Here is a 13424-nt window from a genome sequence, read left to right as displayed (position 1 = left end):
TGTCTAGGCCGTGGGCAGCCAAGGCTGCTTACGGAGTACGACATGGCCTCGATCTCGACCCTGCCGATCCCCGCCCGTTTTGCCGACCCCTTCACCACCGATCCCCATATTCCGGAACGCGTGATCGGCGAACGGCGAAGCTATCGCACCGTGTGGGTCAGCGATATCCACCTCGGCACGCGCGGCTGCAACGCGCCGCTGCTGATCGACTTTTTCGACCATGTCGATTGCGAGACGCTGTACCTGGTTGGTGATATCATCGACGGCTGGCGGCTCAAGAAGCGCCACTTCTGGCCGCCCGAGCATAATGACGTCGTCTGGCGCGTGCTGAAGCGCGCAAAGCGCGGCACGCGCGTCGTCTATGTCCCTGGAAACCACGACGAGATGGTCCGACCCTTTGACGGCTTCGACTTCGGCGGCGTCGAGATCCGCCGCGAGGCTGTCCACGAGACCGCCGACGGCAAGAAGCTGCTGATCGTCCATGGCGACGAATTCGACGCGGTGATGCTTGCGCATCGCTGGCTCGCCTTCGTTGGCGACGCCGCCTACACGGGGCTGATGAAGTGCAACGTCGTGGTGAACTGGGTGCGCCACAAGCTCGGCCTGCCCTATTGGTCGCTGTCGATGGTCGCAAAGCACAAGGTCAAGAACGCGGTCCAGTTCATCGGCCATTATGAGGAAGTCGTGGCGCACGCGGCCCGCGCCCGCGGGGTCGACGGGGTCGTCTGCGGCCACATCCACAGCGCCGAGATGCGCGAGATCGAAGGCGTCAACTACTATAACGACGGCGACTGGGTCGAGGGATGCACCGCGCTGGTCGAGCACCACGACGGACGCATGGAAATCCTGCACTGGGCGCAGGAAGTCGCGGCGCGCAACACCCCCGCGCAACTGTCGCTGCCCGCACCGGCCAAGGCGGCCTGAGGCGCGCCGCGTGAGAATCCTGATCGTCACCGACGCTTGGGCGCCGCAAGTCAACGGCGTCGTCCGGACATTGCAGGCGACGATCGGCGAACTTGGCGCCAAGGGGCATGAGGTGGGCGTGATCTCGCCGGACCTGTTCCGCTCGATCCCCTGCCCGACCTATGGCGAAATCCGCTTGGCCTTCGCAGGACGGCGCGCGGTCGGCCGGCGCATCCGTGCCTTCGCCCCGCAGGCGATCCACATCTCGACCGAAGGACCGCTGGGCCTCGCGGCGCGGCGCTGGTGCCTGCAGAATCATTTTCCCTTCACGACCGCCTATCACACGCGCTTCCCCGAATATGTCGCGGCGCGGCTGCCGGTGTCGCCCGACTTCGTCTGGCGCTTCATCCGCTGGTTCCACCGCCCGGCGCAGCATATCATGGTCGCGACGCGCAGCCTCGCGCACGAGCTTGCCGAGCAGGGCCTGACGCAAACGATGATGTGGGAACGCGGCGTCGACCATGCGCTGTTCCGACCCGAGCGCGCACCCCTCAGCGCGTTCGACGGCTTGCAGCGGCCGATCCAGCTCTACGTCGGCCGCGTCGCGGTCGAAAAGAATATCGAGGCTTTCCTCGAAACCGCGCAGCCCGGAACGAAGGTCATCGTCGGTGACGGTCCCGCGCTTGCCGAATTGCAGGCGCGCTATCCCGAAGCCCGCTTCCTTGGCAAGCTCGGTGGCGAAACGCTCGCGGCCGCCTATGCCGGGGCCGACGTCTTCGTCTTCCCGAGCCGCACCGACACCTTCGGGCTCGTCGTCATCGAAGCGCTGTCGTGCGGCACGCCGGTCGCCGCCTATCCGGTTCCCGGTCCCGGCGACATTATCCGCGACAGTGCGGGGGCGCTCGACGAAAACCTCGATCGCGCGATCGCCACGGCGCTTGCGTGCAGTCGCGCCGACGCGGCCGCGCTCGGCGCGCGCTACAGTTGGGAAGCCTGCACCGTGCAGTTCCTGCAAGCGCTGACCTTCGTCCCGTCAGGCGAGACCTCGGAAATCGAACCGCTGATGGCGACGCCCAGCCTCGCCTAAGGTCGGAACCCTAGAAAGACTTGCGCCACTCAAGCTCGACATAGCGGCCCAGCGGGTCGGTATATCCCGGCTGGTAGTTGATGGGCACCAGCCCGTTCGCGTCGGTGATGCGGCGCTGGGCGTCGAACAGATTGTCGACCGACAACCGCAGGCGCGAGCCCTTCAGGAAAGGAAGATTCTTCGATATTTCGGGTTTCTGGCTGAAATCGACAAAGAAACGCAGGTTGAAAGTCGCCAGGTCGCCGAACCTCAGGTCGCCCGCGCTGCCGCCGGTGACCGTGCTGCCGCTGTCATATTTCGCGCTGACGCGCGCGCCGAGCCCCTTGTAGAAGACCCCGCCGTCCAGCTCGACGAGATTGCGGTTGCTGCCGCCGCCATTGCCCGTTGCCGAGCCGTTCAAAAGGTCGAGTTCGGGCACACCCGGACGGATCAGCACCGTGTCGGTCAGCTTGATCGTATGATAGAGCGACACCTGCCAGCGCCCGCCCTGCGGCTGGCCGAACAGGCCGGGACCACCGCGACCGCGGAAACCGCCGCCTCCACCGCCGCCCGGACCGCCGGGGCCACGCGGGCGCTCGGCGCCGGGTGCGCCGCCGGCGGGGGGAGGCCCGCCAGTCGGCCGCCCTGCACCGGGTCCACCCTGTGCGGACTGGCCGAAGCTCTTGCCATAGTTGAATCCCCAGCGGATCTGGGAGTTTTCGGTACGGTCGAAATTAACCGGCCGCTGGTCGAGCGCGACGAGGACGCCGTTCGCATCGCGCGTCACGCGGTCGGGGAAAGCCGCCTCGATTTCGGGGGTCAGCAACGGGAAGCTGTTCGCCGTGTCATAGCTTTTGTTGCGGTTGTAATTGACCGAGACATTCAGCCCGTCGACCATCGGCGGCGACCAGTTCAGCCCCAGCTTGAGGTCGCGGCGCTGTTCGGCGCGCAGAAACGGATTGCCGCCCGTCGTCGTCGTGATCTCGACCGTCTGGCCGGTCGCGAAGTCGTAATAGGTGACCGCCGGTGTCACCAGCGGCGCGGCGCCGAGTTGCTGGATACCCGGCGCAGCCTCATCGCTGTTGAAGCTCGCGATCAGCGACAGATTCTTCGTGATCCCCCAATTGAGGTTCGCACCCCAGCTCGTCAGCGACTGGAAATCGCTGGGATTCGCTGCCTGCCCGCTGAGGGTCAGCGACACCGTGCCGATCTTTCCCACATCATAATCGGGATCGAGCAACGGAATCGTCAGCGACCCGAACACGCTCGGCAGGTCGCGGCCAAGGTCGCTCGTTGTGATCGTGCCCGAACTGTCCGAACGGCTGTCGTAGCGGATGCCCGAATAGCTGCCGGTCATCGACAGGCGGATCGGCCCCGCCCAGCCCTCGGTCACCGTGCCCGACAGATTGCCGCTGCCCCCGAAGGTCTGTTGGCTGCTGTCGAATCGGTCGCGCGCGCCGCTGTCGCGGTCGGTGAAGGTGCGCTGGTCGGCATCGGCATAATTGCCCGACAGCGACCAGCGCCAGTCGCCGAGCATGCCATTGACGCTCGCGGTCGAGGTCAGGTTCGTGCTACGGCTGTCACGGGTCAGCGGATCGTCGACATTGCCGTTCCGCGGCCCCAGGAACGACAGGCTGTCGGTCTGGTCGAAGCGAATGTTGAGCGACGCGTCGGTCACCTTGTTCAGGCTGCGCTGGATCGTGCCGTCGATCGAATAAGTATCCGTTTCGGGGAGCAGGCTGCGTCCGGTATCGCCCAGATCGCGCTCGCGTTCGAGGAGCATCGTGCTGTGCTCCCAACCGCCGTTCAGATTGACGCGGCCATTCTTGCCGATCGCGACGAAGCTGGGTTCGATCTCGCTCTGGAAGCGGCCCCCCTGCGTCGGGATGCCGCCCTCGACCTCGATCGCCAGCTGGCGGAAATTGGGCTTGAGCACGAGGTTCACGACGCGCTCGTCGGCGGAATAGCCGTATTGGAGCGCGACTTCCTCGGGGAAAATCTCGACCTTCGCGATCGCCTCGGGCGGCAGGTTCCGCACCTCGCCGAAGCCGCCGATACGGCGCCCATTGACCAGGATCACTGGTCGGCCGCTTCCGCGCCCGCGGCCCGAGCGCGTCTGCGGCGCCAGCGCGGTGATCAGGTCGGCGACGTTGGACACGCCATAGCTCGCAATCGCGGCCTCATCGAGTTCGGCCTCGGCCGCGATATCGGTCTCGAGCTGGCCGGCAAGCCGCGGCGCGGTGACGACGATCTCGTCGCCGTCGATATCGTCATAATCGTCGTCGGCCGCCGACGGCGCGGGATCGGCGGCGGGCTGATCGGCAACCGCGACGGCGGCAGCGGCTCCTTCTTCCTCCGCCATCGCGGGCATCGCCAGCGACGCGCCTGCGGCCAGCAGGATCGCGCGCGTGGAAAGGGAGAGGCGATATTTTCTCATTGGGGAGAGGCCTTGTTCTTTGTCTATCTTGGTTTTTTCTTGCCACGCCGGGGCTTAACGCGGCCTGACACGGCTCTTTGTTCGCGGTTCAGCTATGTCGCAATTGTCGCAACAATGTGTCGGGGCCATCGCCGTTCCACGAACGACCGATATCGACCGCTGGACAGCAGGGGCGCGCCTCTTTATCGGCCAGCCATGCCGACTCCCGACTCTCCCATCGCCCCTGAATCGATCCTGATCATCGATTTTGGCAGCCAGGTCACCCAACTTATCGCCCGCCGCGTTCGCGAAGCCGGTGTCTATAGCGAGATCGTCCCGTACAGCGCCGCCGAAGCCGCGCTCGCGCGGATGCAGCCAAAGGGCGTGATCCTCTCGGGCTCGCCCGCATCGGTTCCCGCCGACGGCAGCCCGCGCACGCCGCAGTCGGTCTTCGACAGCGGCCTTCCCGTCCTTGGCATCTGCTACGGCCAGCAGGTGATGAGCCAGCAGCTCGGCGGCCGCGTCGAACCCGGCGGCGTCGACGGCGAGCGCGACGGCGAGTTCGGCCGCGCCTTCCTGACCGTCACCGAACCCTGCGTGCTGTTCGACGGGCTGTGGAGCGTCGGCGAACGCCACCAGGTGTGGATGAGCCACGGCGACCGCGTCACCGAGTTCGCGCCCGGCTTCCGCATCGTCGCCGTCAGCGACGGTGCCCCCTTCGCGGTGATCGCCAATGATGAGCGCCGATATTACGGCACCCAATTCCATCCCGAGGTCGTCCATACGCCCGACGGCGCCAAGCTGATCGCCAATTTCGTCCGCCACGTCTGCGGCTGCGCGGGCGACTGGACGATGGCCGAGTTCCGCGCCACCAAGATCGCCGAGATCCGCGAACAGGTCGGCGACCAGCGCGTCCTCTGCGGCCTGTCGGGCGGCGTCGACAGCGCGGTCGCGGCGGTGCTGATCCACGAGGCGATCGGCGAGCAGCTCACCTGCGTCTTCGTCGACCACGGCCTGCTCCGCATGAACGAGCGCGAGCAGGTCGAGCGCCTGTTCCGCGATCATTACAACATCCCGCTGGTGGTCGTCGACGCCGAGGAACGCTTCATGAGCGGCCTCGCCGGCGTCACCGACCCCGAGGCGAAGCGCAAGTTCATCGGCGGCGAATTCATCAACGTGTTCGAGGAAGAGGCGAAGAAGATCGGCGGCGCCGACTTCCTCGCGCAGGGCACGCTCTATCCCGACGTGATCGAGAGCGTCAGCTTCACTGGCGGGCCGAGCGTCACGATCAAGAGCCACCACAATGTCGGCGGTCTGCCCGAACGCATGAACATGAAGCTGGTCGAACCGCTGCGCGAACTGTTCAAGGATGAAGTCCGCCTGCTCGGCAAGGAACTGGGGCTGCCCGACATCTTCGTCGGCCGCCACCCCTTCCCCGGCCCCGGCCTCGCGATCCGCATCCCCGGGGAAGTGACCAAGGAACGCTGCGACATCCTGCGCAAGGCCGACGCGGTCTATCTCGAGGAAATCCGCAACGCGGGCCTATACGACGCGATCTGGCAGGCGTTCGCGGTGCTGCTCCCGGTCCGCACCGTCGGCGTGATGGGTGACTATCGCACCTACGACAGCGTCTGCGCGCTCCGCGCCGTCACCTCGACCGACGGCATGACGGCGGACATCTATCCCTTTGACGCGAGCTTCCTGTCGCGCTGCGCGACCCGCATCATCAACGAGGTCGAAGGCATCAACCGCGTGGTCTATGACTATACGTCCAAACCGCCGGGCACGATCGAGTGGGAATGATTCGGGGCACGAAAAGCCCCGAAACCATGTCCAACTTCGAATTCCAACTATTTGGAAAATTTATTTTGTTGTCGATGTCAATCGACGACAATCGGTGGGCAGCCTTCGTTTCTGGCGGGCCGGCCTTGGATACCCTTGTGTCTTCCAGAAATCGTGGATACCGTCAGGGACACATCAGCCCACGGCGGCATTTTTTCTCTAACATTCGGCAAAGCAGTGGTTTTTCGGGCGGGAGAGCTGCGTTTTGAGGCTGACGGTATTTTTCAGTCGGGGCACGTCTCATGCTAACTGATTCAGAACTCAAGCATTTGAAAAAAAAAGAAAAACCATATAAGGTCTCGGACCGTGATGGCACGTATGTGCTGGTCAATCCCCGCTGCACGATTTTCTTTGTGTGTGGACTACGGTCTGCATAGCAGCGAGAAAAGAGGCGCATCAAGAAAGCAAAGAGCTTTGGCAAGTTCGGCGAGAAATGGCTGCAAGCGGCTCCCATGGCCGACAGCACGCGAGCTATGCGACGGTCGATTTTCGCACGGGAGTTGCTTCCGGTCTGGAAGCCAGTCTTCTTACCGAGATCACCCCCGTTGTCAGGTCGGCCCGGACGAACTTGACACCGCCGATGGGCTCGGGGTTGTCGCGGGCCGCGGTGATGACCCGGGCGCCGCCGGCGAGAAAGCGATCGACGGTGGCGCGACCGAGACCCTTGGTTCCGCCGCTGACGAGCACGCGCTTCCCCCCAAATTCGTTCGGATCAGCCTGGATGCTCACAGCGTGATCTCCAGCGTCTTGATAGTCTCGTTTTCGAGCGCAAAGGCGTAGGTGAAGCGGATCGGGCTGCCTTTGAAGTGGCCATGGGCGGGCCCTTCGACGACAACCTTGCCGTCTTCATGGCGGAGGCTGTCCGGCGTGAAGATTGCTTTCACGGCCACGACTTCCTGTTCGAACAAGGTCCGGAGTGCTGCTTGGCCCGCGTGCGGACGCCCGATGTCGAAGAGCACCGCATCGGCGGCAAAAGGCTTCAGCATGGCGTCAACGTCGAGCCGTGCGTTGGCCTCTATATAATCGGCGATGGGTTTCGGCAACGCGGCGAGAAGCGCTTCGGCGCCGCCGCGCTGATTGTCGTGGGCACTGGTCTGCATCTCGTGTCTCCTTCGGTTTGGCTTGCCCCCTAATTAGTGCTCGAACATTGTGCGAATAAGTAGGTCAATGTTGGATGATATGATGAGGGATTCGGGATAATGAACCGATTGGCGCTTCGAGATTTTGATGCCGTGATCGCTGTGGCGCGGCGGGCATCCTTCCGGCAGGCGGCCATCGATCTGGACATGTCGACGACCGCGCTCAGCCATATGATTGCGCGGATCGAAGCCGAGCTTGGGGTGCGGCTGTTCAACCGGACGACGCGGAGCGTGGCACTGACCGACGCTGGACGGATCTTCGTCGATCGCCTCGGCCCCTCCCTTCAGGATGTCCGCGACGCCATCGAGATCGTGCGCGAGCGCCGCGGGACGCCGACGGGCATACTGCGCATCAACGCGCCACCCTTCGCCGCGCGCTCGCCCGTCTTCACCGATCTTATCCTCGCATATGCCCGCCGCTACCCCGACATGCATGTCGATCTGGTGACCGAAGGGCAGCTGCGCGATATCGTCGCCGAAGGTTTCGATCTGGGCGTTCGCGTCGCCTCCCTTGTGCCGTCCGACATGATCGCGCTGTCCCTCGGCGAGGCCCAGCGCTTTGCCGTCGTCGCCTCACCTGCCTATCTGGCCGAGCGACCGCATCCGTCGATACCGACCGATCTTGCCGGCCACGCCTGCATCCGCGTTCGCCTCCCCGATGGCTCGCTCTACCGCTGGCATTTCGCAAAAGGCGGCGACACGGCGCAGGTCGAGGTGAGCGGGCCCATGACCTTCGATGACCTTCCGCTATCCCTTGCCGCGGTCCGGGCCGGCCTGGGCATCGGCTTCTTTTTCGAACAGGACGTCCTCCAAGATATCAAGAAAGGGACACTCGTCCGCCTGCTCGCAGACTGGACGCCGCCCTTCCCCGGGCTTTGCCTATATTACCCCGGGAGGCGTCACCCTTCAGCCGGCCTCTCCGCATTTCTTTTGCTCGCACGCGAATTGGGGAAGAAGAATTAGGGGCGCTTGGCCAAGTTGATACGGTCGGGTCTCAACGCACCATTCACGATGACCGCCGTTCCCCAAGAGTCGGGAAGCTGCGGGCTGCTCGGCTTCGGAACCGCGGGCAACGACAAGCATTCGGTGCAGTTCGAAGGGTCAGTCGCCTATCAGCTGTCGCGCCGCGCAGTGATCGGCGGCGAATATCGCACCAAGCCCGACAATCTGGCGATCGCACGCGAGAATGATTGGTGGGATCTGTTCGCGGCCTATGCGCTGACAAGGAATCTTACCGTTACCGCGGCTTATGTCGATCTCGGCTCGATCGCCACCTTCGACAAGCAGCGCGGCGGATTCCTGTCCGCCCAGCTCGCGTTTTAAGGGGTCCGCCATGTTTCTGATCGCTGCCACCCTGCTCCTGCAACCCGCCGCCGAACCGCCCACCGATTGGGACAAGGAATTCGGTGTCGAGGAAAAGCAGCGCGACCCGGTCACCGGCGAATTGCCGGTCGACCCTTATGTTCGGGACAATCGCAATGCGGGCGCAACGCCCTTTGCCGGCACCGCGATGGCCGAGGCCTTTGGCGGACAGGACGGCATCCGCCGCATCGCCAGCCGCACGGTCGAATTGTCGGAAGCCGATCCGCGCATCGCCGCAATCTTTGTGTCGCACGACATGGTCCGGCTGAAACGCACCTTGTTCGAACAATTCTGTTATATCCTGAACGCCGGGTGCGATTACAGCGGCCGCGACATGGCGGCATCGCACAAGGATCTGGGCATCCGGATGCGCGACATGAACGCGCTGGTGGAAAATCTGCAGGCCGCGATGCGCGAGGAAGACATCGCCTTCACCGCGCAGAACCGGTTCCTGAGCAAGCTGGCGCCGATGTCGGGGGACGTAATCGTGCGGTAGATCCGCGCAAGGACCGCAAGTTCCAAGTCAGTTTGGGCCGGTGCGTATCTTCCAGATTCCCGGCCTGCGGCGCGCGACGATCTTGATTTCGACCAACCCGCGATCGGGGACCAAGCGGGTCACGCCGATCGCGGTCCATGCGGGGAATGGTCCGCGGATATAGCGATGCTTCACCTTCTTGAAGGCTTCGATTTGCGCGGGCATGTCCGTGTGAAAGCTGGTCATCTCGACCACACCGTCAAAGCCCGCCCCCGAACGTTCGAGCACGTCGCCGATCCTCTGGAAAGCCCGCTCGAAAGCGGCCTCCTGATCGGCGATCGTCTCGTCCGGGCGAAGCCCCGCCACCACACCCGACAGCCAAACACGGTCTCCGTCGACGACCGCGTCCGCATAGCCCCATTCTTCCAGATCGCGTTGGCGTTCGCGTTGCACGGGGACGATGACATTCTGCGACGTGCGCGCATAAGGCTCCTCGGTCGCGCCGGCGGCCGGCTGTATCGCGGCGCCGGCGGCTGCGAGCAGGGAAAGCAGCATTGATTTTTCCTTATCGACGATGGTCACGGGATGGCGTGCGCGGATTGGCCCGCCTCAGGCGCTAGCGCGGGCGAAGCGCCGCGATCGCTCCGCTGTCCAGCATATCATGGATCGTCCCGGTGATGTCGGCGCCGGGATAGAGCGCGTGCGCAGCCGCCGTGGACACGCCGATCGTTTCACCGATGCGCAGGCCCGACAGGATACGGTGTGCGGCAGGGCCGATCCGGCGGGCCTCGACGCGGTCGGCTGGACGGGTGATCAGCACCCCTTCCGCTTTCCATTCGGTCGCAACCTCGGCACGCGACGGTGCGAAATGGCCGAGCCAGATCGACGGAGCGGGTACCGCGAACCATCCGAAACGCGTCGCGGAGTGCAGTTTGACGCGGCTCGCCGACCATTGCTTGGCCGTCATGGCCGCGATGACGTCCCGCGATACCGGCGTGTCGGCGGGCGCACGCGCCGCGGCTTGACGCAATCGGTCGATCGCCGCGACCGACGACAGATAGGGCAACACGCGGCCCAGCTTGCGGCCCACGATCCATTCTGGAAAGCGACAGCCATAGGCGGCAAGGTTCGGGTCGGTCGGCGGCACTTCCGCGACGAACTCGGCCGCGAGGTCGGCAAAGGACAGATGTCCCAGGATCGCGCCGACCACCGGATAATTTGCGGCGAGCGCTTCGGCGGCAGCGGACGGCGGAATCGCATGATAGGCGGCGTGCGAAACGCACGACCGCGAGCGCGTGTCGGCGACCGTCCGCCGGACGGCAGCAAGATCAGACATGATGGCATCCTCTCCACAGGATGGGTGTCGCGGCGCAGGGCCGGGACGCCTCGAAAATATTGGCGCGTCAGCGCTTTTTTGGGGTCAGCGAGCCGACGCCCTTCGGCGTCCTGATTTTTGCGCAGCTGCCCTTCGCGACATATTTCCAGGCATTGCCCTGATAATCGGTGGTCGAGGTCCCGGCGCAGCTCGTACCCGGGCCTGCAGCGCAGTCATTCTTGCCCTTGAGCGCGATGCCGTAGCATTTGTCCTTGCCAGGCTGCGGCGCGACCGGGCCCGCCTGGACGGCGGCGGTGGCGAGAACCGAGAGGGTGGCGGCGGCAAGCGCAATGGTCGACTTGTTCATGATGAAAACCTTTCCGTTGTTGGCGCCCGAAGGGCGTATCCGTTCTTTCGACCAAAACAGGTGCCGCGTCCGCTACCCAGAACGCATCGTTTTGATGCGAAAGCCGTCAACCGCAGGTCGGCTCGACCATGTGGCCGCCGATCGCCTCGTGCAGGATGAAGCCTTCGAGCGGGTCGAAATCGCCGCGCCACGGCGCCGCCTCCAGCGTCCGCATCGTGTCCGCATATCCCGCCTCGCGGCGCTGGCGAATGCCCGACGGGCTGAAGTCGATATCCTTGCTGTGATCCTCGTTCGCGAGCGCGGGCGCCAGCAGCCGGATCACATGCATCCGCGTCGGGCAGCCATAGGCCGCCAGTTCGGCGACGCCCGGCTTCTCGCGGCTTCCGTCGGGGAGTAGCGCGGTCAGTTCGGTGATAACGTGGCGGAGGCGGTGGAGCTGTCGCTGGCGGCGGATATGCGTGCCTGCGCGGCTCGCATATTGGACATCCTTCTGGCGGTTCATCACGTCCCAGATCGTCTCGGGCTCGGGTCCGTGCGAATTCCAGATATGGACCGCATAGACCATCGAATCGCGGCGCGGATTGTCGTCGAATACGACCTCGACCGGCGTGTTCGAGAGGATACCGCCGTCCCAGTAAAGCTCGCCGTCGATCCGCACCGCGGGGAAAGCCGGCGGCAGCGCGCCAGACGCCATGACATGGTCGAGGCACAGCGGCCGGTCGCGCGAGTCGAAATAGTGCATCTCGCTTGTCGTCACCGCCGATGCGCCGACCGTCAGCCGCATGTCGCCGCCGTTGATACGGTCGAAGTCGATCAGGTCGGACAGCGTCGTGCGCAGCGGCTGCGTCGAATAATAGCCCGCCTGCTCGGCGCCGAGCGTCGCATAGACGCTGCCGAAGGCGCCGGGATTCGGGGTGAAGAAGGTCGGCAGGCCGCCGACCACGGTCGTGAAGTTGCGAAAAAAGCTCGCGACCTGCGCGGGCAACGCTTCGTCGAAGACATGCCCATGCTCGACGCGCCGCCAGAATTCGGTGAGGCTGTCGAGCCGGTCGTCGAACGCATTGCCGGCGATGATCGCGGCGTTGATCGCGCCGATCGATGTCCCGATCACCCAGTCGGGTTCGACCCCCGCTTCGTGGAGCGCCTGATAGACACCGACCTGATAGGCGCCGAGCGCGCCGCCGCCCTGCAGCACGAGCACCTGTTGACCGTGCGCTTCGAGTTCCTTGGAAAGATTCATGCTTGGTCTCCATGCAGCGAGGCGTCGCCGCCGGTGATCAGCCGCGCGCCGCGTTCGAAAGTGAGGTAGTTCCAGAGCCAGTTCGCACCGACGAGCAGCCGGTTGCGAAAGCCCGCGAGGAAGAAGATGTGCGCCGTGGTCCAGACGAACCACGCGAACACGCCCGACAGCCGCAGCCAGCCGAAATCGATGACCGCACGGTGGCGACCGATCGTCGCGAGATTGCCATAATCGCGGTAACGGAAGGGCTTTGTGCGGCCGCGCAGGATCTGCTCGCCGACATGGCGTCCCTGCTGCTTCGCGACCGGCGCGATGCCGGGCAGGCAGCGCCCCGCGGCATCGGTGAAAGCGGCAGTATCGCCGATCGCATAGACGCCGTCATGCCCCGGTACCGACAGGTCGGGATCGACGATGACGCGGCCGACGCGATCGGCTTCGACATTCAACCACGTCGCCGCAGGCGAGGCGCGAACCCCTGCCGCCCAGACGACGGTATGCGTCGGCACGCGAGTCCCGCCGACTTCGATATAGGCATCGGTGATCGCGCTGACGCGTTGATCGGTCATCACGGTGACGCCGAGATCCTCGATCGCCTTTCGCGCCTTGTCCGACAGCGCGGGTGGAAAGGAGGCAAGCAGGCGCGGGCCGGCCTCGACCAGCAGCACCTTCGAGCAATGCGGCGTGATGCTGCGGAAATCCTGCGACACCGATCGCCGCGCCAGCTCGGCGACCGCGCCCGCCATCTCGACGCCGGTGGGCCCGCCGCCGACGATGACGAAGGTCAGCAACGCCTGCCGCCGCAAGGGATCGGGCTCGGTCTCGGCGCGCTCGAGCGCGAGCAGCACCTTGCGGCGCACAGTCGTTGCGTCGTCGATCGACTTGATACCGGGGGCGTGCGCCTCCCACTCCTCGCGCCCGAAATAGCTGTGCCGCGCGCCGGTCGCGACGATCAGCCGGTCGAAGCGCAGCGTGCGGCGGCTGGCGAGCAGTACCCGGCGATCCGCCGCGTCGATGTCGACGACGGTGTCGAGCAGCACGCGGACATTCTTGTGATGGCGCAGGATCGAGCGGATCGGCGCCGCGATATCGGCCGGGGACAGTCCGGCCGTCGCGACCTGATAGAGCAAGGGCTGGAACAGGTGATGATTGCGCTGGTCCACCAGCGTCACGCGCACATTGCCGCGCGCGAGCGCGCGCGCGGCGGCAAGACCGCCGAAGCCGGCACCGACGATCACGACATGGAGGGGGGAGCCGTCGGTTTTCATCGCCCGATGCTGCGCCGCAAGAACTGGGCCAGAA

At 65.0% G+C, this 13424-nt stretch carries 14 protein-coding genes; 6 read left to right on the top strand and 8 right to left on the bottom strand.

Annotation, left to right across the window (positions count from 1 at the left end):
• Positions 1-42: 42 nt before the first annotated feature.
• Positions 43-924 carry a UDP-2,3-diacylglucosamine diphosphatase gene (locus QOL79_RS05575; protein ID WP_058455401.1) on the top strand — a complete coding sequence of 294 codons (882 nt, stop codon included), beginning with the start codon at positions 43-45 and terminating at the stop codon, positions 922-924.
• A gap of 10 nt (positions 925-934) precedes the next feature.
• On the top strand, positions 935-1990 hold the full coding sequence (locus QOL79_RS05570; RefSeq protein WP_283418923.1) for a glycosyltransferase family 4 protein: 1056 nt from the start codon (positions 935-937) through the stop codon (positions 1988-1990).
• Between the two features lie 10 nt (positions 1991-2000).
• Here the strand turns inward: QOL79_RS05570 and QOL79_RS05565 are convergent, their stop codons facing one another.
• A complete protein-coding gene (locus QOL79_RS05565; protein ID WP_283418922.1) occupies positions 2001-4406 on the bottom strand; it encodes a TonB-dependent receptor in 2406 nt (801 codons plus the stop codon).
• Positions 4407-4601: 195 nt separating this feature from the next.
• Between QOL79_RS05565 and guaA the strand changes: the two genes are divergently transcribed.
• Entirely contained in the window at positions 4602-6188 is a 1587-nt protein-coding gene (gene guaA / locus QOL79_RS05560; protein WP_283418921.1) for a glutamine-hydrolyzing GMP synthase, read from the top strand.
• A 510-nt stretch (positions 6189-6698) separates the two neighbouring features.
• Here guaA and QOL79_RS19575 read toward each other — a convergent pair.
• Positions 6699-6956 (bottom strand): SDR family oxidoreductase, encoded by a 258-nt coding sequence (locus QOL79_RS19575; protein ID WP_283418920.1) that lies wholly within the window; start codon positions 6954-6956, stop codon positions 6699-6701.
• Positions 6953-7327 carry a nuclear transport factor 2 family protein gene (locus QOL79_RS05550; protein WP_283418919.1) on the bottom strand — a complete coding sequence of 125 codons (375 nt, stop codon included), beginning with the start codon at positions 7325-7327 and terminating at the stop codon, positions 6953-6955. The genes QOL79_RS19575 and QOL79_RS05550 overlap by 4 nt, the downstream gene beginning before the upstream one ends.
• A 99-nt stretch (positions 7328-7426) precedes the next feature.
• Between QOL79_RS05550 and QOL79_RS05545 the strand changes: the two genes are divergently transcribed.
• From QOL79_RS05545 to QOL79_RS05535, 3 genes are read left to right on the top strand one after another with little or no spacing between them, the layout of a single operon-like run.
• On the top strand, positions 7427-8329 hold the full coding sequence (locus tag QOL79_RS05545) for a LysR family transcriptional regulator (RefSeq protein WP_283418918.1): 903 nt from the start codon (positions 7427-7429) through the stop codon (positions 8327-8329).
• Positions 8330-8335: 6 nt separating this feature from the next.
• Complete coding sequence (locus QOL79_RS05540) at positions 8336-8689, top strand: DUF3034 family protein (protein WP_283418917.1); 354 nt, start codon at positions 8336-8338, stop codon at positions 8687-8689.
• A 10-nt stretch (positions 8690-8699) separates the two neighbouring features.
• Positions 8700-9224 carry a group I truncated hemoglobin gene (locus QOL79_RS05535; protein WP_283418916.1) on the top strand — a complete coding sequence of 175 codons (525 nt, stop codon included), beginning with the start codon at positions 8700-8702 and terminating at the stop codon, positions 9222-9224.
• A 27-nt stretch (positions 9225-9251) separates the two neighbouring features.
• Here QOL79_RS05535 and QOL79_RS05530 read toward each other — a convergent pair whose 3' ends face one another.
• From QOL79_RS05530 to QOL79_RS05510, 5 genes are all read right to left on the bottom strand, one after another.
• A complete protein-coding gene (locus QOL79_RS05530) occupies positions 9252-9758 on the bottom strand; it encodes a RidA family protein (RefSeq protein WP_283418915.1) in 507 nt (168 codons plus the stop codon).
• A gap of 61 nt (positions 9759-9819) precedes the next feature.
• Positions 9820-10539 carry an HvfC/BufC family peptide modification chaperone gene (locus QOL79_RS05525; RefSeq protein ID WP_283418914.1) on the bottom strand — a complete coding sequence of 240 codons (720 nt, stop codon included), beginning with the start codon at positions 10537-10539 and terminating at the stop codon, positions 9820-9822.
• 67 nt (positions 10540-10606) lie between these two features.
• Complete coding sequence (locus QOL79_RS05520; RefSeq protein WP_058455411.1) at positions 10607-10885, bottom strand: BufA1 family periplasmic bufferin-type metallophore; 279 nt, start codon at positions 10883-10885, stop codon at positions 10607-10609.
• A 106-nt stretch (positions 10886-10991) separates the two neighbouring features.
• Positions 10992-12125: a patatin-like phospholipase family protein gene (locus tag QOL79_RS05515; protein ID WP_283418913.1), complete on the bottom strand. Its 1134-nt coding sequence runs from the start codon at positions 12123-12125 to the stop codon at positions 10992-10994.
• Complete coding sequence (locus tag QOL79_RS05510) at positions 12122-13390, bottom strand: NAD(P)/FAD-dependent oxidoreductase (protein WP_283418912.1); 1269 nt, start codon at positions 13388-13390, stop codon at positions 12122-12124. The genes QOL79_RS05515 and QOL79_RS05510 overlap by 4 nt, the downstream gene beginning before the upstream one ends.
• Positions 13391-13424 lie beyond the last annotated feature (34 nt).

It is taken from the genome of Sphingopyxis sp. Geo48 (assembly GCF_949769155.1).
Lineage (GTDB): Bacteria > Pseudomonadota > Alphaproteobacteria > Sphingomonadales > Sphingomonadaceae > Sphingopyxis.
This window is presented reverse-complemented; position numbering and strand designations above follow the sequence as displayed.